Below are 19,767 nucleotides of genomic sequence, written 5' to 3' on the forward strand. Positions count from 1 at the left end.
GCCGGTAGAGTCTGCGGTGTGTCTCTCGGACTTCCTTCGCGGCTCCCGACGTCTCCGGCGATCGGGGAGCTCATCCGTCGTCCGGGTCCCACCTTCTCGTTCGAGTTCATGCCGCCCAAGTCGCGCGAGGGTGAGCAGCTGCTCTGGCAGACCATCCGTGAGCTGGAGACGCTGCGGCCCGACTTCGTCTCGATCACGTACGGCGCCGGCGGTAGCACCCGGGACACCACCGTCGCGGTGACCGAGCGCGTCGCCACCGAGACGACGCTGCTGCCCATGGCCCACCTCACCGCGGTCAACCACTCCGTCGCCGAGCTGCGCAACGTCATCGGGCGGCTCGCCGGGGCCGGCATCCGCAACGTGCTCGCCGTCCGGGGTGACCCGCCCGGTGACCCGATGGGCGAGTGGGTGCGCCACCCCGACGGCGTGCTCTACGCCGAGGATCTCGTGCGGCTGTTGCGCGAGGCCGGTGACTTCAGCGTCGGCGTCGCCGCGTTCCCTTACAAGCACCCCCGCTCGGCCGACATCGAGGCCGACACCCGCAACTTCATCAGCAAGTGCCGGGCCGGCGCCGACTTCGCCATCACGCAGATGTTCTTCGAGGCCGACGAATATTTGCGGCTGCGTGACCGGGTCGCCGCGGCCGGCTGTGACACGCCCATCGTGCCCGGGGTGATGCCCGTGCTGCGGATGGCGACGATCGCCCGCGCCGCGCAGCTCTCCGGTGCGCCGTTCCCGCCGGCGTTGCTGGCCCGCTTCGAGCGGGTCGCCGACGACGACGCGGCGGTGCGCGCGCTCGGCATCGACCTGTGCAGCGAGATGTGCCAGCGGCTGCTCGACGAGGGCGTGCCGGGCATCCACTTCATCACCATGAACCGATCCACGGCGACCCGTGAGGTGTGGCAACACCTGGCCGCCAACGTCCCGGCTTGACCTGGCAGGAGTACGCGGCAGCCTGGTCCAGGCTGCACGGCGGCTTCGACCCCGAGTCCGCCGCACCGGTCGTGCGCGGCTGGATCCGGCTGGCCTACCGCGGCGGCAGCCTGCTGGGCCGGTGGCGGGTCAGCCCGTCCACCGTCACCGCCTGCGGGCTGTTGCTCTGCCTCGCGGTGCCGTTCGCCGCCCTGCTCGGCCGTTCCGGTCTGCTGCTCGGCGCTCTGCTGGTGCTGCTCGCGGGTTTCGCGGACGCGTTCGACGGCGCGGTCGCCGTGGTGACCGGCCGGACCAGCCGGCTGGGTTTCGTCTACGACTCGGTCGCCGACCGGCTGGGTGAGCTGGCCTGGCTGGCCGCGTTCTGGGTGGCCGGCGTGCCGGGCTGGCTGGCGGCGGCCGGCGCGGCGGTGAGCTGGCTGCACGAGTACGTGCGGGCGCGCGCCGCGGCCGGCGGCATGGACGGCCTGGGCATCGTGACGCTGGGGGAGCGCCCGACCCGGGTCTCGGTGGCCATCAGCGGGCTGCTCGTCGGCGGGGTCGCCGGCCTGGTCCACCCCGGCTGGGAGACGACGGTCGTGCTGGTCGCGGCGATCGGATGGCTGGCCCTGGGCGCGATCGGGCTGGCCCAGCTCGTCATCGCGGTACGCCGCGAACTGTCCGCCTGACGGATCTTTATTCGGTTGTCCACGATGGCGCCGCCCCCTACCTTTCTCAGCAACGACGTGTCCCGGATCACCGGGGCCAAAGGGAGATACACGTGACTGCCTTCCGGCACGAGAGCAGGGCTGACGGCCCCGGTTGACGCGCGCCCGCGCCGGCCGGCCGCCGTTCGTCCCTGTGTCCCGGGACGGACGGCTTTTTCGTGCCGAGCCGGCCAGCGCCAGAGACACAGGGAGGTGACCCGCGATGAGTGTGGTCCTCGTACTCAACGCCGATTTCGGGCCACTGCACCGGGTCAGCGTCCGGCACGCCATCCGCATGCTGTGCCGTGAGGTGGCGGTCGTGCAGGAGGCGCAGCCGGACGCCCGGATGGGTGTCTTCCCGATCCCGACCGTCGTCCGCCTGGTCAGCTACGTGGTGACGCGCTGGCGGCACGGCCGCGGCCCGGGCTGGTCCCGCGGCGGCGTGCTGACCCGCGACGGCCGGCGCTGCGCGTACTGCGGCGGCGCCGCGTCCACCATCGACCATGTCCTGCCGCGCTCGCGGGGCGGCGGCAACACCTGGCTCAACACCGTCGCGGCCTGCGGGCGCTGCAACCAGCGCAAGGGCGACCGTACGCCGGCGGAAGCGCGGATGCCGCTGCGCTGGGTGCCCACGGCGCCCGGCTGGGCGGCACTGACCGCGCACTGATGACGACGGCCGGCGGGTTCACACGGGGGTCCGTCGGTCGTCCATCAGGCCGGCAGCAGCAGTGCTTCCACCATCGCGCGGTAGGCCACCGGGTGCACGACCGGGATGCCGTACTGGCGGGCCTTCTTGGCTTTGCCGGACATCGAGTCGGGGTCGGCCGCGACCAGCAGCTGGGTCCGCTTGTTCACGGCGTCGCCGACCACCAGGCCGGCTGCTTCGGCCTCGGCCTGCCATTGCTCGCGGGCGGGTTCCATGGTCCCGGTGAAGACCACCAGGTCACCGCGCCGCAGCTGCCAGAACTGCCGGTCCGCGCCGGCCGTGGTCCGCGCGGCGTCGGCCAGGGCCTTGTCCACCGCGGTCGGGGGCAGCCCGACGAGGGCGGCGACCCCCGCCAGGTCGTGCCGCTCGGCCGGGGTCAGGACGCCGTCGGCCAGCGCCACGGTCGCGAGCCCGGTCAGATACCGCTTGTGCAGGCACCGGACGTCGGCCTGCCCGAGCCCGAGGGACTCGGCGACAGCGATCAGGCCGTCCGCCTCGGTGTTGGAGATGTGCCGGTCGAGCAGCGCCTGGTCGAGCAGGTCCAAATACGCGTCCGCCCGGGGCTCCTGCTGGCGGGGGAGGCGGTCGGCGAGGCGGGTGAGGAAGTGCGGATCCCGTACGCCGGGGGAGCGGCGCGGCACGGCGGCAGCCGTCGTGACGGGCAGCGCGGGCCACGGCAGTGACCGGGCGCCGGCGAGGGTCGGGGACCACGGCGGCGGGGCACCGGTGATGGTCAGGTAGTGGGCGAGCAGGTCGGCCGCGGCGTGGGCGTCGTGCAGCGCGGAGTGTGCCTGGTGGGTGGGCATGCCCGCGGCGCGGCGGCAGTCGAGGAGGCTGCGGCCGGCGCTGGGCAGGAAGTGCGGGGCGAGCTGCATCGTGCACAGGCCGTACCGGGCGTCGATCGGCACGGTGTGGCCGAGGCGGCGGAACTCGGCGGCCAGGAACAGCGCGTCGAAGGCCAGGTTGTGGGCGACCAGTGTGCGTCCCCGCAGCCGGCCGGCGATCACTCCGGCGAGCTGCGCGAAGCCCGGGGCCCGGCCGGCCTCGGCGGCGGAGATGCCGTGGATGTACTGCGGCCCCAGATCACGGTCGGGGTTGAGCAGGCTGCACCATTCGTCCTGCACCCGGCCCTGCTCGTCCAGGTGGACGACGGCGATCTCGATGATCCGGTCGTGCCAGCTCGCGCGCAGCCCGGTGGTCTCCACATCGATGACCGCATACATGGCTGCTCCTACGCGCTGTTAGTCCTGATTGCCCCGTGCCGTCCGGCTCGGGCCATGACGCTAACAACGCACCGCAGGCAGGGGACTCCGCTGCGTGGGGGGTCTTCTCGGCCGGTGCCCGCCGAGAAGAAGACGACACGCTGAGCCGGGAAGTCGTCCGGAAAAGCAATCATCCGGTACGGGATGATCGCGCGTTACGCTTCGGTCATGTCGTCCGCAGCCCCCGAGCGCACCGAGCGCGATGTCACCGGCCTGCTCAACATGGCTGGTCACGCCCTGTCCAACCGGCTCGCCGCCGCGCTGGCCGCCGTCGATCTCACGCCGCGCATGCAGTGCGTCCTGGTGCACGCCCTCGAGGAGGAGCGCACCCAGATCCAGCTCGCTGCCCTGGCCGACCTGGACAAGACGACCATGGTCAGCACCGTGGACGACCTGGAGCGGCTCGGGCTGGCCGAGCGCCGCCCGTCGGCGACCGACCGGCGGGCCCGGATCGTCGCGGTCACCGAGGCCGGCCGGGCCGCCGCCGAGCAGGGTCAGCGGATCGTCGACCAGGTGCACGCCGAAGCGCTGGGGGCGCTGCCGGAGCCGGCCCGCGAGGCTTTCGTCGCGGCGCTGCGGCAGTTGGTCGAGGGTGGTCTGGAGCCGGGACCCAAGCCGGTGCGACGGGCCAGGCAGTCGGCAGGTAGGTGACATCTGGATAGTCTGCTAGCGGACTATCTGCTACGGTCGCACCATGGTTGCTTCCGCGTACCCCCGTCGTGGCCCGGCGCTCGCCGTGCTCTGCGCGATGTCGCTGATGATCGTGCTGGACAGCACGATCGTGGCCGTCGCCGTGCCCGCCATCCAGCTGGATCTCGGCTTCTCGCCCGCCGGGGTGGCCTGGGTCGTCAACGGCTACCTGATCGGCTTCGCCGGTTTCCTGTTGCTCGCCGGGCGCCTCGGCGACCTGCTCGGGGCCCGCCGGGTCTTCCTCGCCGGACTGGGTGTCTTCACCGCCGCGAGCCTGCTCTGCGGTCTGGCCGGCACGGCCGGGCTGCTGGTGGCGGGCCGGTTCGTGCAGGGCGTCGGTGGTGCCCTCGCCTCGGCGGTGATCTTCAGCCTGATCGTGCGGCTCTATCCGGAGCCGGGCCCGCAGGCCCGGGCGATCGGCGTCTACAGCTTCACCCAGGCCGGCGGGGCCGCCTTCGGCTTCGTGGCGGGCGGCCTGCTGACCGAGGCCGCCGGCTGGCCGTGGATCTTCCTGGTCAACGTGCCGATCGGCGTGGCGGTCCTGGTCGGCGCGCTCCGGGTGCTGCCCCGCGAGGCGGGCCTCGGGCTGGGCGACGGGATGGACGTGAGCGGGGCGGTCCTGATCACCGCGGGACTGTCGCTGGGCGTCTACGCCATCGTGGACGGTGTCTTCTGGTACGGCGTGACGGCCGTCCTCCTGGTCGCCGCCTTCCTGCTCCGCCAGCGGTACGCCCGCCGCCCGCTCGCCCCGCTGCCCGTCCTGCGCCGCCGCTGGCTGCTGGGCACCGGTGCCGCGGTGGTGCTGATCTTCGCCACCGGCATGGGCTTCCAGTTCGTCAACGCCCTGTTCCTGCAGCGGGTGCTCGGCCTGGACGCGATCGGGACCGGCCTGGCGTTCCTGCCGACCCCGATCGTCATCGGCCTGATCTCGCTCTTCGTGGCACCCCGGGTGACGGCCCGGCTGGGGGCCCGGCCGGTGCTGCTGACCGGGCTGGGTGTGCTGGCCGCGGGCCTGTTGCTGCTGGTCCGGGTGCCGGTCGAGCCGCGGTACCTGACCGACGTCCTGCCGGCCCTGATCATCATGGGTCTGGGCATCGGCGTGGTCATCCCGGCGATCATCATGCTGGCGATGTCCGGTGCCGGCCCGGGTGAGACCGGGCTGGTGTCCGGCCTGACCAACACGGCCCAGCAGGCCGGGGCCGCGCTGGGCCTGGCGGTGCTGGCGGTGGTGGCGGCCCGGGTCAGCGATGCGAGCCTGGCCGCAGGCGCGGCCGAGGTCGCGGCGCTGCGCGACGGTTACAGCCGCGCCTTCCTGACGGCGGCCGGATTCTCCCTCGGCGCGCTGCTCATCGGGGCTGTCGTGCTCCGCCGCGGCCCCTCACCGGTTGGCGACGGCGGCGGGCTCGTCGACGACAGCAGCAGGCCGGTCGGGGAGCCGGCGGTCGCGGACGCGGCGGCGGCGGGTCCGGTCGCGCTCGAGCCACCACTCTGCCGCCAGTAGCGGCAGCGTCCACCCGAGCCACGCGGCTATCGCGGACACGACCCAGCCGAACAGCACCTCGTCACCGTGGAACGTCGTGTCGAGCTGCGGGGAGAGCGTGATCACGGCGATCGCACCCCAGATCCGGTTGGTGATGATGGACGCGGTCAGCGCGAAGCTGCGGATCATCCAGCGCCGGTGCTCGGCGAAGCGGTGCTGCCGGGCCATCCGCCAGCCGGTCAGGGTGCAGGCGAGCCACAGCACGGCCAGCAGCAGGTTGCTCGCCCGGGTCGCCGGCCCGAACGGCGTGAACGCGCCCACCACCAGCGCGGTCACGCCGGCGGGCAGCACGCCGCCGAAGACGTAGAGCCGGCCGAGCCGCCGGTGCCAGACCGGGTGCCGGGCGCGCAGCCAGGGCCAGATCTGCAGGACCGCCGTGGCCAGCGCGATGCTGCCGAACAGCACGTGCGGCACCAGCGTCCAGTAGTGCGCGACGCCGAGGGCCTCCGGCTGGGGGACGCGGGAGCGGTCCGGGTCGAGGCTGAGGTACGGCGGCAGCGAAAAAGCCAGGAACAGCGCCACCACCGCCCCCAGTGGAAAGACCCACGGTCGTCGCCACCATTTCGGTTGTGCCCTCATCGCCGTCCCCCTCCGGTTGCGTATGCCGTACGCATGTAGCGTATGGCATACGCACCAGCTCCGGAAGGGGCGCTCGTAGGATGGCCACCGTGACGACCGAGATCCCGCGTACGCTGCGCGTCCTCTGGGGTGAGCCGGACCGGCCGGGCGGCCGGGGGCTGAGCCGCGACCGGATCGTCGCGGCCGGCATCGCGCTCGCCGATGCCGACGGCATCGCGGCCCTGTCCATGGCCCGGCTGGCCGAGCGGCTCGGCAGCGCGCCGATGTCGCTCTACCGGCACGTGTCCAACAAGGACGAGCTGTTGGCCTTCATGACCGACGCCGCCCCGGGTCCGCCGCCCGACCTGCCCGCCACCGGCTGGCGGGCGGCGCTGGAGACCTGGGCCCGGGCGCTGCGCGGGGTCTACTACGCCCACCCGTGGATCCTGCAGGTCACCGCGGGGCGGCCGCCGCTGGACCCGGGTCAGCTCGCCTGGCTGGACCGGGGTCTGTCCGCCCTGGACGACACCGCGCTGAGCCCGGCCGACCGGTTCGAGCTGCTGATGACGGTGCTGCACTTCGTCCGCGGCGAGGCCGCGATCGGGGCTGTCCTGCTTCAGCGCGGGCCGGGCGACCAGGCGGAGTACGGCCGGCTCATCGCCCATTTCGTCACCCCGGAACGGATGCCCGCCCTGGCCGCGGCCTCGGCGGCCGGCATCTTCGCGGCCGGCGACGGTGATCCGGAGCCGTCCTTCACGTTCGGGCTGACCCGCGTCCTCGACGGCATCGACGTCATGGTGACGCGCGGTGGAGGCTGAGCTCGGGCACCTCGCCGAGATCGGGGCGGCCCGGGCGGCCCTGGACGAGCGTGAGCTCGAGCTGATCGACCGGGCCCGCCAGGCCGGCGCCACCTGGAGCCAGGTCGCCGCGGCGCTGGGCCTGACCAGCCGCCAGGCGGCCGAGCAGCGCCGGCAACGGCTGGTCGCGGCCGCGCGGTCGCGGCGCCACGAGCAGGACCTCCGGTACGCCCACAGCATCGTCACCCTCCGCGCGGCGGTCGACGACCTCCACCGCGGCATCGCCACCGACCGCCGCTGGACCACCCGGTTCCCGCGCGCCGCCCTGGTCCGGGCGACCGTGCGGACGGCGCTGGACGCACCACCGGGCGGCCTCTACGCGCTCGCCGCCCAGGCCGACGAGGACCTCGCCGCGGCGCCCCTGCCCGGCCACGTCCGGCTCGCCGCGGCGGCCCTGCACCAAGCGTTGTCAACAGATCATTGACAACTCCCACAGGCATTGAGTCGGAAGGACTCACCTGTCGAGGATGGGTGGCATGCGTCGCAACGTCGTGCTCTTCGTGGCGATCTCGCTGCTGTCCGGCTTCGGCAGCACCGCGATGTCCCTGGTGGCGGGCATCTGGATGCTGGACCTGACCGGCTCGGCGAGCCGGGCGGCCCTGACCGGCCTCTGCGTCTACGCGCCGGTGCTGGCCGGGCCGTGGCTGGGCGGCCTGCTCGACCGGGTGCCCCGCCGCCCGTTGCTGATCGCCACCAATCTCGTGCTGGCCGCATCCCTGTTGAGCCTGCTGACGGTGCACACCCCGGCCGGCAGCTGGCTGCTCTACGCCGTCTCCCTCACGTACGGGATCAGCTACGTCCTGCTCGACGCGGGCGAGTCGGCCCTGCTGCCGGTGGCGCTCCCGGCCGGCGCGCTCGGCGAGGTCAACGGCTGGCGGTCCAGCGCCCAGGAAGGCATGAAGCTCGTCGCCCCGCTGGCCGGCGCGGGCCTCTACGCCTGGCACGGCGGCGCGGCCGTCGCCGTCCTCAGCGCGGCGCTGCCGGTGGTCGTGGCAGTCCTCTACGCCGCGCTGCGCCTGACCGCTGCCCCGGCGACCAGCACGAAGGTCCCGTCAGGACTGCGCGCCGGTCTCGCCGTACTGGCCGGGCACCCCCTGCTGCGGGAGACTGTCACGCTGGCCGCCGTCTCGATCGCCATGTCGGGATTCGCCACCGCCGCCCAGTACGAGGTCGTGACGGTCGACCTGGCCCTGCCCGCGACCTTCCTCGGTCTGCTGCTCAGCGCGCAGGGCGCCGGTTCCGTCGTGGGTGGCCTGATCGTCGGCCGGCTGATCACCCGCGGGGGCGTGACGGTCGTCGGCGTGGCCGGGACGGCGCTGTTCGCGGTGGGCCTCGCGGCACGCTGCCTGCCGTGGTGGCCGGCGCTGCTGGTCGGCGGGGTGATCGGCGGCATCGGTCTGCCCTGGACGCTGGTCGCGGCGGTCACGGCCGTGCAGACCCACACCCCGCCCGAGCTGCTGGGCCGGGTCGCGGCGACGGCGAACACGCTGATGTTCGGCCCGATCGCCCTGGCCACTCCGCTGGGCGCGGCCGCGGTCCACTTGGGAGCCCGACCGGTCCTGCTGGCCGGCGCCGCCTTCTGCCTGGGCGCGGCGGCAGCCGTCGCCCGCCGTTCGTGGCACGGGCAGCCGGCCGGGGCAACTGTGCCCAACACTGGCAGGTAACCGGCCTTTGCCTCCCGCCGTTCCTCGCCCTCGCCGCCCGACGACGTGCCGACCGAGCCGACGGACAGCGCCACTGGCGACAGCACGCCGACCCCCACCGCGACCCCGCCGTCCCCGCCGGCTGCGGGCACCGGGACCGGCGGCGGTGGCGTGCTCCTGCCCGCTCCGATGGTCATCGACCGCCCGGGGTGGGCCGTGGCTTTCCTGGCGGCGTCGTCAGCCCGTAGTCGAGAGTTCGCGGCGGATTTCCCTCCGCCTTGAAAACGTTGTAGCCGAAATACGTCGTGCCGATGACGGCCGGGTATCGCGAGCAATAGAAATGCGTGGTCGCGCGCAGTGCCGCGCGTTTAACCGTGACGTCGGCCACTAATCCCGCGGTCTGATCCGGCATCGAGTCGTGCGCGGCCAGGGTCTGGAATCCGTATTCGACGACGATCGGCGCGCCCGGCTGAGCGGCCACCGCCCGGTCCGCCGCCGATCGCAGCCGCGGCGCGTCGATCAGCTCCTCCGCGCTGCTGCCGGCCGGCGGCACCCGGCCGCCCGGATAGCTGTAGCTGGTCAGCACGTACCCGTCGGCGCCGCTGTCGCGATAGGACGGGATGCGGTACGACCCGTCCCAGCCGTAGAACAGGCCGACGAAAACGGGTGCCGGGCCGGCGTGCGGCCGGACCAGGGCGACCAGCTCCTTCGCGTACGCGACCTGGCGGCGCGCGGACAGCTCCGAGTTGACCCCGCCCAGCCGGGCCTGCACCCGCGGGTCGTCCACCGGCATGTTCAGCGCCAGGTAGGCCACCGGCTTGTCCCGTACGTAGTCGAGCAGCTCACGATGCCTGTCGAGCACCTCGGCCGCGTCCTCGGGGCGGAACGCGAACTTCCCCGGGTCGTACGCCTCCAGCCGGACGACCGCCCGCATCGCCAACGTGGTCAACGCGGTGAAGAACTCGTCGAGGCGGGACCTGCTCCACGTCTCCAGGCCGTAGACGTTCACCGTGTCGATGGCGTGCTCGTCGCGCATCCGCCGCAGATCACCGCTCACGTCGGCGGTCGGTGACCAGGTGGCGCCCTGGATCCAGCCGGCCGGACCGGGATACGGCGTCAGCGCGGCCGAGCTGCCGATCGGGCAGGCGCGCGCCGGCCGGTCGCCGTCCGACCCGCACGCCGTGAGCGGCAGCACCGCCAGTGTGAGGGTCAACACATGGGCCAGCTTAAATGTCATGCCGCCATTTCTCCGGTATGGACACAGCGTTTCCGTGGTCCCCACAATACCCCGCTGACCTGCCCCGGCGGCCGAGCCGTCAAATATTGACAGAGTTCATCCAGGGGAAACAATGCGGGCCCGCCCCCGGCGTGAAACGCGGGCGAACGAACCGTTTTACCCGCCATTAATATCGCCCGTCCAAGGTGGAGCCCGGCAGTCACTTCCAGGGGAGGAACAATCATGTACGACAACTCGGCGTCATTGGCGCTCACCGGCAGCGGGATCACCATTCTCGGGCAGACCGCGAGCCTGACGGCGGTGACGGTCGGCGGCGCGCTGTTCGTCGGCATCGGCGCGGTCCTGGCCCTCAGCGACCGGCTCAAGCGGCGACGGGACGGCTCCTGATGACCAAGTCCCCCCGGCTCTACCTGATCATTCTGGGCGGATGGTCGGTGTTGCTCGCGGCGCTGCTGGAGACCTCGCTCGACCAGCTCGACGCGGCCACCCGGGCCGGCTGGCCGATCGTCACGCTGGTCGTGGCGAGCACCGTCTTCATCGCGTACTTCTGGCTCAACGGCACCAAGGACGTCGTCTACACGCTGTACTACCACCTGGTCTCGGCCCGGCGGTCGCGGCCGGTGCCGCGCCGGGCGTCGGCCGCCCAGCCACGGGTCGTGCTCGTCTACTGCACCTGCAACGACTTCTCCGCCGACAGCCTGCTGCGCAGCATGCGCCAGGACTACGGCAACTTCGACGTGGTCATCCTGGACGACTCGTCCAAACCGGAATACCTGGCCCAGGTCGACGCCTTCGGCGCCGAGCACGGCGTGCGGGTGGTGCGGCGGGCGGACCGCGCCGGCTTCAAGGCCGGCAATCTCAACAACTACCTGGGTACGGCGGAGTACGACTACTTCGTCATCCTGGACAGCGACGAGATCATCCCGCCCGGCTACATCGGGCGCAGCCTGGACTACTTCGCGGCGTACCCGAACGCGGGCATCGTGCAGGCCAACCACATCGCCACCCGCAACCGCAACGCGTTCATGCGGATGTTCTCGATCGGCGTGGACTCGCACTGGATCGCGTACCAGACGGTCAAGGACCGGCACGGCTTCCTGTCGCTGCTCGGGCACGGCGCGATGGTCAGCCGCGAGTGCTACACCGCGGCGGGTGGCTTCCCGCACGTGGTGGCCGAGGACCTGTGCTTCTCGATCGCCGCGCGGGACGTCGGCTACTTCACCGTCTTCGCGCCCGACGTGGTGTGCGAGGAGGAGTATCCGGTCGACTACCTGGCTTTCAAGAAGCGCCACTCGAAGTGGACCCAGGGCAACATGGAGTTCATCAAGCGCTACACCGCGGTGATCCTGCGCTCGCGGATGAGCTGGTTCGAGAAGCTCGACATCGTGCTGTTCACCTACAACCTGCCGCTGACCGCGGTGTTCTCGATCTACGTGGCGATCCACGTGGTGGTGCTGCCGGTGCTCGGCTACCGCATCGAATATCCGCTGTGGATGCTCGCCCCGACGGCCTTGTTCCTGCTGGCGCCGATGCTCAACGACGTGATCTTCCACTTCCGCGCCATGCCGAAGCTGCGCCTGGCCTGGTATCTGCTGCACACGGTCCTGCTGTACGGCTCGATGCTGTTCATCAGCTTCCGGGCCTCGGTGACCTCGGCGTTCGGCAAGTCGGTGTTCGTGGTGACCCCCAAGGAGGACCAGCGGATCACCCTGCGCCAGGCCCTGGTGGCCAACCGCGCGGAGATCATCTTCGGGGTCCTGCTGATGGCCGTGTCGATCTATCTGACCGGCAGTGCGCTGCCGGTCCTGCTGATCGCGGTCCCGGCGATCCTGTGCTTCTACCTGGCGCTGAAGCACAACACAGCCACCCCTGTGGCGGAAGGAGCCGAGCCCGAGGCGCGCGAGCCCGTGCCGGCGGCCTGACCGCCTGCACCGAGCGGCGCCGGGCCCGGTGGGCGGGTCCGGCGCCGCGCCGCTGTTCAGAACAGGCGGCTCAGCACGCCCGACTCGATGAGGATCACCAGGCCGATGGTGATGAAGACCAGCGGCACCAGCCAGTGCCCGTGCCGGCGGACCAGTTCGATGATCCGGCGGTGCGAGCCGAGCCAGGACGCCGCCGCGCACCACACCGCGACCAGCACCGCGAAGACCAGCACCACCACGACACTGCCGCCGGCTCCCAGCGTGCGGAACATCGGCGTGTAGACCGCGATGTTGTCGGCGCCATTCGCGATGGTCACGCCGGCCACCGCAAGCGCGTTCCCGGCCGCCACCGGGGAGTCGTCGTCAGCACCGCCGCGGGCCGCGCCGATCAGCCCGCGGACGCCGAGCGCGATCGGGACCAGGCCGAGCAGCCCGACCCACTCGTCGGGTACCAGGGCCAGGCCCAGGGCGGCCAGCGCGGAGACCGCCACGAGCACGGTGATGCCGGCGTACTGCCCGGCCCAGATCTGCCAGGGCCGTGGCCGGCCCGCCGCGCGGGCCGCGAGGAACAGCACGGTCAGCACGATGAGGTCGTCGACGTTGGTGCCGGCGAAGACCCCGGCCGCCGCGAGCATGGTTCCCAGCAAGCTCTACCTCTGTTCCACGACCGGCGTCGGCCGATCGATGTCGCTGTTGTCGATCACCAGATCGGCGCGCTCCCACGGCCGGCACGCGGCGAAGTACAGGCGCTGGCCCTGCACGTACCGGGCCATGCTCGGATGGTCCGGATCCGGGTGGGTGCCGTCGCGCCGGGCCATCCGCTGTGCGGTGACGGCGAACGGCGCGGTCAGGAAGATCGAGAAGTCCCAGTGGGCGGCCAGCTCGTCGCGGTGCAGGAACAAGCCGTCCACCACGAGTACGGCGTCGGCCGGCGCTTGCACCCACGGCAGAGCCAGCACCTCGTCGGTGGCGACGTCGTGCACGGCGCTGCGATACCGCCGGTCCCCACCCGGCCCGAACGGCGCCAGCACGTCGGAGACCAGCGCCGGGCAGTCATACGAGTCCAGCCAGAAGCCCTCGGGTGAGGTGCGCCCCCGCCGATGCCGGACGGCCCGTACCTGATGGAAGCCGTCGGCGGACACGTGCACGACCGGCCGCCCCAGCGCGCGCAGCGCGGCGGAGAGCTCCCGGGCGAACGTGGTCTTCCCGACCCCGTCGACGCCGTCCACCGCGACCCGCACGGCGCCGGCCGCCGCTGGGATCCGGCCCGCGACCTCGGCGATCACCTGCCCTCGGGTCACGGATTGACCAGGCCCGTGCGGTACGCGACGACGACGGCCTGGACCCTGTCCCGCAGCCCGAGCTTGGCCAGGATCCGGGCGACGTGGGTCTTCACCGTCGCCTCCGACAGGTGCAGCCGGGCGGCCAGCTCGGAATTGCTCAGCCCGTGCGCCAGCAGGCCGAGCACTTCCAGCTCGCGCGGGGTCAGGACGCTCAGGTCGCGGTGCACGACCGGCACGTCGGCGTCGCGCTGGGCGAAGCGTTCGACCAGCCGCCGGGTGATCGCCGGCGCGAGCATCGCGTCGCCGTCGCGGACCAGCCGTACGGCGTTCACCAGGTGCTCGGGGGTGACGTCCTTGAGCAGGAAGCCGCTGGCCCCGGCGGTCAGCGCCGCGTACACGTAGTGGTCGAGGTCGAACGTCGTCAGCATGATGACCCGCGGCGCCGCACCGGTGCCGGAGAGGATCTGCCGGGTGGCCGCCAGCCCGTCCATCTCGGGCATCCGGATGTCCATCAGCACCACGTCGGGCCGGTGCCGGCGGACCGCGTCGACCGCCTCGGCACCGTTCGTCGCCTCGGCGACCACCTCGATGCCGTCCGCCGTGAGGATCATCCGGAAGCCGGCGCGGACCAGCGCCTGGTCGTCGGCGACCACCACCCGCAGTGCCGTGGTCACGACACCTCCACCGGGATCCGGGCGTGGACGCGGTATCCGCCGCTGAGCCGCGGTCCCGCCTGCAGGACCCCACCGTAGACGGCGAGCCGTTCGCGCAGGCCGAGCAGCCCCCGCCCGGCACCCGTGGCGGCCGCGGCGCCGGACCGGCCACCGGTGTCGGCCACCTCGACCTGCACGTCGTCGTCGCCGTAGGCCAGCGTCACCCGCACCGAGGCGCCGGCCGCGTGCTTGACGATGTTCGTCAGCGCCTCCTGCACCAGCCGGTACACCGTGAGCTCGATCCCGGACGGCAGCGGCATCCGGTGCCCGCTGCGGGTGAGCTCGATCGGCACGCCGGTGTCGCGCATCCGCTGCACGAGCCCGTCGAGCCCGTCGAGACCAGGCTGCGGCGCCAGGTCCGCGTCGCTCGCCGGCTCCGGGCCCTCGCTCCGCATGGTGAGCAGGCCCATCACGTGGCGCAGCTCGGTCATCGCCGACCGGCCGCTGGCCTCGACCGCCAGCAGCGCCTCCTTCGCCTGCTCGGGCGCCGAGTCCATGATCTTGCGGGCGCCGCCGGCCTGGATCACCATCACGCTGACGTTGTGCGTCACCACGTCGTGCAGCTCCCGGGCGATCCGCGCCCGTTCGTGCTCGGTGGCCCGGCGCACCGCCTCGGCCTGCTCGTGCGCCATCACCGCCATCCGCGCCTGTCCCTCGTCGGCGCGGTGTTTCCACCGGCGTAGGCCGTCGGCCGCGACGGCGATGGGCAGCAGGATCAGGTACGGCACCGCGCTGTCCGACACCGAGCTGGCGTCCGACTGCAACGTGTTGTGCAGCACTGCCGCGACCGGCAGGGTGGCCAGTGCGGGCAACCGGTACGGGCTGAACACCGCGGCGGTGTAGCCCGCGACGACGCAGGCGAAGAACGACAGCCGCAACGCCGCCGGATTGTCACTGACCGCCGAGGCCAGGCCCAGCATGACCCACAGCACGCCCAGCGGATACCGGCGCCGGAACACCAGCGGCAGCACCACCAGCAGGAGCAGCAGGGTCGTCCGACCGGCGGACTGGCCGTCGTCGACCGGCAGGAACGGCGGCCACACCGGCTGGCACCGCGGCACCGGACCGGGACCGGGGTATGGGACCGGGCAGTTGACCAGCCCGACCCGCTCCTGGATGCCCTCGTCACCGGCCTGGATCGCCGCGATGCTCAGGGCCAGCGCCAGCACGGCATCGAAGACCTGGCCCCGCAGCGACAGCGGCGGCAGCGGGCCGGCCGGCCGGGTCAGCGCCCGTACCCCGGCCCGCAGCCGGCCCAGCAGCGCACGTTCGGTCACCGGCTCATTCTCGTCGCCGTGGCGGCACCGCGGTATCCGTCTCGGGACGGGTGCGCGCTACCTCGCACGCCTACATCTCAGGGATGACACCGCGCCGGGCTCATCCCATTGCGGTACCGAAGATGCCTCCCGCCGGCGATGTGTCCGGTCCGGGCCCGCACCTAGCGTCAACGCCGCCGAGCCCGTCTGCGGCTTGCCATCCGACGAGGAGACCACCATGAGTGCGCCGTTGATCGAACTGCGGGACGTGACCCGACGCTACGACGACGGACCGCCGGCGTTGCGGGAGCTGTCCCTGACCGTGCAGCCGGGGGAGTCGGTGGCGATCCTCGGCCCGTCCGGCAGCGGCAAGTCCACGCTGCTCAACCTCATCGCCGGGCTGGACCGCCCGAGCACCGGCACGGTCACGGTGGACGGCGTCGCCGTGGACAAGCTGGGCGAGGCGGCGTCGGCCAGATACCGGCGGGCCCGGATCGGCCTGGTGTTCCAGTTCTTCAACCTGCTCGACGACCTGACCGTCGCCGACAACGTGATGCTGCCGGCCCAGCTCGCCGGGATGGCCCGCGCCGCCGCGCAGCGCCGGGCCACCGAGCTGCTGACCGTGCTCGGCGTCGACCGGCACGCGGCCGCGTACCCGGGGCGGCTCTCCGGCGGGGAACGGCAGCGGGTCGCCGTGGCCCGCGCGCTGATGAACCGGCCGGCGCTGCTGCTGGCCGACGAGCCGACCGGGGCCCTGGACACCGCCGCCGGCGAGGAGGTCCAGCGGCTGCTCAACGAGCTGCACGCCGACGGTCAGACGATCGTTCTGGTCACGCACGACCTGGCGCTGGCCGAGAACTGCGCCACCCGTACGGTGCAGCTCCGCGACGGCCGGGTGGCCGCGGACACGACGGCGACCGTCCGATGAGCACGCTGGGACGGGTGGTCCGCGCCGGAGCGGGCCGCCACCGGGTCCAGACCGTGGTGATCACCCTGGTCGTGCTGATCGCGGTGACCTCGGCCGTGCTCGGCGGCTCCCTGCTGGTCGCCTCCCGGGCGCCGTTCGACCGGGCCTTCGGCCAGCAGCAGGGCGCACACCTGACCGCCCAGTTCGACCCGGCCAAGGCGACGGTGGCGCAGCTGACGGCGTCCGCGGGGGCCGCCGGGATCGACGCCGCGGCCGGACCGTTCCCCACCACCCAGATCAGCGCGCGGGGGCCGGGCGGTCACCCACGGCCACCGATGAATGTCGTCGGCCGGTCCGCCGCGGACGGCCCGGTCGACCGGGTCACCCTGACCGCGGGCCGCTGGGCCACGGCCCCCGGCGAGCTGGTGCTGGCCGAGGACAGCCGCTTCCGCGGACCACCGGTCAAGATCGGTACGGTGTGGACGGTCGCCGACCCGCCCGGCAGCCCCGACGTGACCGTGGTCGGCATCGCCCGCTCGGTCAGCCGGACCGCCGACGCCTGGGTGACTCCGGGGCAGGTCACCGCCTGGACCGGCGACCGTGGCCCGGCCGGGTGGCAGATGCTCTACCGCCTCACCGCCGCCGGCACCACGGCCCAGGTCGACGCCGCCCGTACCGCGATCGCCGCCACGGTGCCGGCCGGCGCTCTCACCGGAGCCGTGTCCTGGCTGGCCACCCGGCAGAGCGCCGTCGGCCAGGCCGCGCTGCTGGTGCCGTTCCTGATCGCGTTCGGGGTGCTGGGCGTGGTGATGGCGGTGCTCATCATCGGCAACGTGATCGCCGGGGCGGTCAGCACCGGCACCCGCCGGATCGGCATCCTCAAGGCGCTGGGCTTCACCCCGGCCCAGGTCGTCCGGGCGTACCTCGGTCAGGCGCTGATCCCCGCCGCGGCCGGCACCGTGCTCGGGGTCGTCGCCGGGAACCTGCTGACCCTGCCGGTCCTGGCCCAGACCAACCGGCTGTACGGCACGTCCGACAACGGGGTGACGCTGTGGGTCGACGCGGTGGTGGCCGGGGGCGCGCTCGCCGTGGTGATGCTGACCGCCTGGGCCGCCGCGGCGCGGGCCGGCCGGCTGCGCAGTGTCGACGCGATCGCCGTCGGCCGTACGCCCCGGCCCGGGCGCGGTCAGTGGGCGGCCCGGCTGACCGGCCGGATCCCGGTGCCCCGGCCGCTGAGTCTCGGCCTCGCCCATCCGTTCGCCCGGCCGCTGCGCTCGGCCGGCATCGTCGCCGCGATCGCCTTCGGCACCGCAGCCGTGACGTTCGCCGTGGGTCTCGGCACGTCGCTGAGCCTGATCCAGGAGGCCGAGGACCTCGCCGACGTGCGGATCGAGCCCCGGATGGCGGCGACGGGACCGGGGGCGGGCGGGCCGGGCCCGCAGCCGATGCCGGACGGACCGGGGCCGATGGCCGACCCCGCCGGCGTCGTCGCGGCGATCACCGCCCAGGCCGGGACCGGCGGGTACCTGGGCCAGGCGCGGACCGAGGTGACCGTCGCCGGGATCACCGGTCCGCTCTCCACCGTCGCCCTGACCGGCACCGACGGCGCCCGCTACTACCGGATGGTCGCCGGGAGCTGGCTGAGCGGGCCGGGCCAGATCGTGGTCTCCACCCCGTTCCTGACCGCCGCCGGCAAGAAGGTCGGCGACACCGTCGTGCTCACCGACCACGGCACCGACGTCACCGCCCGGATCGTCGGCGAGGCGTTCAACACCGACGACCGGGGCATGCAGATCCTCACCGACCTCGCGACCCTGCGCGCCGCCGAGCCGGAACTGGCGCCGGAGACCTTCTTCGTCTCCGTCCGGCCCGGGACCGACACAGCGGCGTACGCCTCCGCCCTGGACACGACGCTGCGGTCGCTCGGCGCGGAGGCCCGGACCGTCGAGCACGAGACCGACGAGCTCGTGCTCATCATCGACACGCTGACCGCCCTGCTCAGCATCCTGCTGGTGGTCGTGGCCGGCCTGGGTGTGCTGAACGTCGTCGTCCTGGAGACCCGCGAGCGCGTGCACGACCTCGGTGTGCACAAGGCCCTCGGGATGACGCCGCGGCAGACGACCACGATGGTCATCTCGTCGGTGCTGGTCACCGGCGTCATCGGCGGCGTGATCGGCGCGGCGGTCGGGGTCGCGTTGCAGCGTGCGGTGCTCAGCGCCATGGGTGGCACCGCCGGCTTCACCCTGCCCGCCGCCATCGTCGACGTCTACGGCTCCTCCGAGCTGCTGCTGTTCGGCCTCGGCGGGCTGGTCATCGCGATCGGCGGCGCGCTCCTCCCGGCCGGCTGGGCCGCCGGCACCCGCACGGTCACCGCACTCCGCACCGAATGACTCCTCGTGGAAAGGGGCCGACATGAAACTGGCCTGTGCCGCCCTCGCTGTCACCGTTGGACTACTGGCCCCGGCGCCGGCCCGGGCCGCGGACACGCCGCAGCTGGCCCGGCCGACCGGCCCCCATCCGGAGCTGGTCCGGCCGACCGGCCACCAGCCGGTCGGCACCGCCGCGATCCACCTGACCGACACGTCCCGCCCGGACCCGTGGGTGCCCGGCTCGGCCGCGCGCGAGCTCATGGTCACCGTCTGGTATCCGGCGGCTGGGCCGGGCGGGCGCCGCGCCCGGTACATGTCACCGCGGGAGTCCGAGCTGTACCTGGCCGGCAAACGGATCACCGACCTGCCGGCGGACACCCTGAGCCGGGTCCGCACCTACGCGTACACGGATGCGCGGCCCGCCGGCCGGGCCCACAGCCTGCCCCTGGTGGTGCTCTCACCCGGCTACACCCAGCCCCGCGGGACGCTGACCGGGCTGGCCGAGGACCTGGCCAGTCACGGCTACGTCGTGGCCGGGATCGACCACACCCACGAGACGTACGCGGTCACCTTCCCCGGCGGCCGCATCGCCACCTGCGCCGCGTGCGAGCTCACCGAGGACGACGCGTTCTTCCGCAAGCTGTACGCGGGCCGGGCCGCCGACGTCTCCTTCGTGCTCGACCGGCTGACCGGGCCGAAGCCGGCGTGGCGGGGCAGCTCGCTGATCGACGCCTCCCGGATCGCCATGTCGGGTCACTCGGCCGGCGGGGCGAGCGCGATCGCGGCGATGGCCGGGGACCCCCGCATCGACGCGGGGATCGACATGGACGGCACGACGCGCGGCATCGTCCCGTCCGGCGGGCTGTCCCGGCCGTTCCTGTTCCTCGGTACGCAGGCCGAGCACTCACCGGGCGGCCGGGACGTCTCGTGGGACGACGACTGGAAGCGGCTGACCGGCTGGCGGCGCTGGATCGTGGTGGCCGGCGCCGTGCACGGGTCCTTCACCGACCTGACGCTGCTGGCCGACCAGCTCGGCATCGACCTGGGCGCGACCATCACGGGCACCCGCTCGCTGGAGCTCACCCGCCGGTACAACCGGGCGTTCTTCGACCGGCACCTGCGGCACCGGCCGCAGCCGCTGCTGGACCGGGCGTCGCCGCGCTACCCCGAAGTGATCATCGCCGCGCGCTGAGAAAGGGAGGGGTAGC

General features: G+C 73.0%; 19 protein-coding genes and 1 pseudogene. 13 read left to right on the forward strand and 7 right to left on the reverse strand.

The genetic code is table 11. From position 1 onward, the window contains the following. The first annotated feature begins 18 nt into the window (after positions 1 to 18). The 3 genes from metF to ACQP2Y_RS09885 all read left to right on the forward strand — a co-directional run bounded on the left by metF (position 19) and on the right by ACQP2Y_RS09885 (position 2,283). A complete protein-coding gene (gene metF, locus ACQP2Y_RS09875) occupies positions 19 to 933 on the forward strand; it encodes a methylenetetrahydrofolate reductase [NAD(P)H] (RefSeq protein ID WP_433726572.1) in 915 nt (304 codons plus the stop codon). Next, entirely contained in the window at positions 930 to 1,598 is a 669-nt protein-coding gene (locus ACQP2Y_RS09880) for a CDP-alcohol phosphatidyltransferase family protein (protein ID WP_433726574.1), read from the forward strand. Before metF ends, ACQP2Y_RS09880 begins: the two co-directional genes overlap by 4 nt. Before the next feature lie 241 nt (positions 1,599 to 1,839). After that, positions 1,840 to 2,283, forward strand: a complete 444-nt coding sequence (locus tag ACQP2Y_RS09885) for an HNH endonuclease (protein WP_433726576.1) — start codon at positions 1,840 to 1,842, stop codon at positions 2,281 to 2,283. 44 nt (positions 2,284 to 2,327) lie between these two features. On the opposite strand, the gene ACQP2Y_RS09890 is transcribed toward ACQP2Y_RS09885, so the two are convergent. Next, a complete protein-coding gene (locus ACQP2Y_RS09890) occupies positions 2,328 to 3,545 on the reverse strand; it encodes an exonuclease domain-containing protein (RefSeq protein ID WP_433726578.1) in 1,218 nt (405 codons plus the stop codon). A gap of 207 nt (positions 3,546 to 3,752) precedes the next feature. Here ACQP2Y_RS09890 and ACQP2Y_RS09895 point away from each other — a divergent pair, with 207 nt between their 5' ends. Together ACQP2Y_RS09895 and ACQP2Y_RS09900 are read left to right on the forward strand one after the other, a co-directional pair. Beyond that, a complete protein-coding gene (locus ACQP2Y_RS09895) occupies positions 3,753 to 4,235 on the forward strand; it encodes a MarR family winged helix-turn-helix transcriptional regulator (protein WP_433726580.1) in 483 nt (160 codons plus the stop codon). A 43-nt stretch (positions 4,236 to 4,278) separates the two neighbouring features. After that, positions 4,279 to 5,775, forward strand: coding sequence for an MFS transporter (locus ACQP2Y_RS09900; protein ID WP_433726582.1), 1,497 nt, complete (start codon positions 4,279 to 4,281; stop codon positions 5,773 to 5,775). Positions 5,776 to 5,850: 75 nt separating this feature from the next. Here ACQP2Y_RS09900 and ACQP2Y_RS09905 read toward each other — a convergent pair. Continuing rightward, positions 5,851 to 6,393 (reverse strand): annotated as a pseudogene (locus ACQP2Y_RS09905) (DUF2306 domain-containing protein); the annotation flags it as partial. A gap of 89 nt (positions 6,394 to 6,482) precedes the next feature. Here ACQP2Y_RS09905 and ACQP2Y_RS09910 point away from each other — a divergent pair. Genes ACQP2Y_RS09910 through ACQP2Y_RS09920 form a run of 3 tightly spaced genes read left to right on the forward strand, consistent with a single transcriptional unit; the run spans position 6,483 to position 8,893 of the window. Then, on the forward strand, positions 6,483 to 7,190 hold the full coding sequence (locus ACQP2Y_RS09910; RefSeq protein ID WP_433726584.1) for a TetR/AcrR family transcriptional regulator: 708 nt from the start codon (positions 6,483 to 6,485) through the stop codon (positions 7,188 to 7,190). Beyond that, entirely contained in the window at positions 7,180 to 7,653 is a 474-nt protein-coding gene (locus ACQP2Y_RS09915) for a hypothetical protein (RefSeq protein ID WP_433726586.1), read from the forward strand. Before ACQP2Y_RS09910 ends, ACQP2Y_RS09915 begins: the two co-directional genes overlap by 11 nt. 52 nt (positions 7,654 to 7,705) lie before the next feature. After that, the gene (locus ACQP2Y_RS09920; protein WP_433726588.1) at positions 7,706 to 8,893 is read left to right on the forward strand and encodes an MFS transporter; all 1,188 of its coding nucleotides are present in this window, start codon (positions 7,706 to 7,708) and stop codon (positions 8,891 to 8,893) included. Positions 8,894 to 9,065: 172 nt separating this feature from the next. Here ACQP2Y_RS09920 and ACQP2Y_RS09925 read toward each other — a convergent pair whose 3' ends face one another. After that, complete coding sequence (locus tag ACQP2Y_RS09925) at positions 9,066 to 10,088, reverse strand: hypothetical protein (protein WP_433726590.1); 1,023 nt, start codon at positions 10,086 to 10,088, stop codon at positions 9,066 to 9,068. 243 nt (positions 10,089 to 10,331) lie between these two features. Between ACQP2Y_RS09925 and ACQP2Y_RS09930 the strand changes: the two genes are divergently transcribed. Together ACQP2Y_RS09930 and ACQP2Y_RS09935 are read left to right on the forward strand one after the other, a co-directional pair. After that, positions 10,332 to 10,496 carry a hypothetical protein gene (locus tag ACQP2Y_RS09930; RefSeq protein ID WP_360834204.1) on the forward strand — a complete coding sequence of 55 codons (165 nt, stop codon included), beginning with the start codon at positions 10,332 to 10,334 and terminating at the stop codon, positions 10,494 to 10,496. After that, positions 10,496 to 12,031, forward strand: a complete 1,536-nt coding sequence (locus ACQP2Y_RS09935) for a glycosyltransferase (protein ID WP_433726592.1) — start codon at positions 10,496 to 10,498, stop codon at positions 12,029 to 12,031. The genes ACQP2Y_RS09930 and ACQP2Y_RS09935 overlap by 1 nt, the downstream gene beginning before the upstream one ends. A 56-nt stretch (positions 12,032 to 12,087) precedes the next feature. On the opposite strand, the gene ACQP2Y_RS09940 is transcribed toward ACQP2Y_RS09935, so the two are convergent. From ACQP2Y_RS09940 to ACQP2Y_RS09955, 4 genes are read right to left on the reverse strand one after another with little or no spacing between them, the layout of a single operon-like run. Continuing rightward, positions 12,088 to 12,678 carry a cadmium resistance transporter gene (locus ACQP2Y_RS09940; protein ID WP_433726594.1) on the reverse strand — a complete coding sequence of 197 codons (591 nt, stop codon included), beginning with the start codon at positions 12,676 to 12,678 and terminating at the stop codon, positions 12,088 to 12,090. A 3-nt stretch (positions 12,679 to 12,681) separates the two neighbouring features. After that, positions 12,682 to 13,332, reverse strand: a complete 651-nt coding sequence (locus ACQP2Y_RS09945) for a uridine kinase (RefSeq protein ID WP_433726596.1) — start codon at positions 13,330 to 13,332, stop codon at positions 12,682 to 12,684. After that, the gene (locus ACQP2Y_RS09950; protein ID WP_433731869.1) at positions 13,329 to 13,925 is read right to left on the reverse strand and encodes a response regulator; all 597 of its coding nucleotides are present in this window, start codon (positions 13,923 to 13,925) and stop codon (positions 13,329 to 13,331) included. Before ACQP2Y_RS09950 ends, ACQP2Y_RS09945 begins: the two co-directional genes overlap by 4 nt. A gap of 59 nt (positions 13,926 to 13,984) precedes the next feature. After that, on the reverse strand, positions 13,985 to 15,304 hold the full coding sequence (locus ACQP2Y_RS09955) for a sensor histidine kinase (RefSeq protein WP_433726598.1): 1,320 nt from the start codon (positions 15,302 to 15,304) through the stop codon (positions 13,985 to 13,987). Between the two features lie 217 nt (positions 15,305 to 15,521). Between ACQP2Y_RS09955 and ACQP2Y_RS09960 the strand changes: the two genes are divergently transcribed. Genes ACQP2Y_RS09960 through ACQP2Y_RS09970 form a run of 3 tightly spaced genes read left to right on the forward strand, consistent with a single transcriptional unit; the run spans position 15,522 to position 19,751 of the window. Further along, positions 15,522 to 16,211, forward strand: a complete 690-nt coding sequence (locus tag ACQP2Y_RS09960; protein WP_433726600.1) for an ABC transporter ATP-binding protein — start codon at positions 15,522 to 15,524, stop codon at positions 16,209 to 16,211. Further along, the gene (locus ACQP2Y_RS09965) at positions 16,208 to 18,580 is read left to right on the forward strand and encodes an ABC transporter permease (RefSeq protein WP_433726602.1); all 2,373 of its coding nucleotides are present in this window, start codon (positions 16,208 to 16,210) and stop codon (positions 18,578 to 18,580) included. Before ACQP2Y_RS09960 ends, ACQP2Y_RS09965 begins: the two co-directional genes overlap by 4 nt. A 22-nt stretch (positions 18,581 to 18,602) precedes the next feature. Continuing rightward, a complete protein-coding gene (locus ACQP2Y_RS09970) occupies positions 18,603 to 19,751 on the forward strand; it encodes an alpha/beta hydrolase family protein (protein WP_433726604.1) in 1,149 nt (382 codons plus the stop codon). Positions 19,752 to 19,767: the final 16 nt, after the last annotated feature.

The sequence above is a fragment of the Actinoplanes sp. CA-051413 genome (assembly GCF_050955795.1).
Taxonomy (GTDB): domain Bacteria; phylum Actinomycetota; class Actinomycetes; order Mycobacteriales; family Micromonosporaceae; genus Actinoplanes.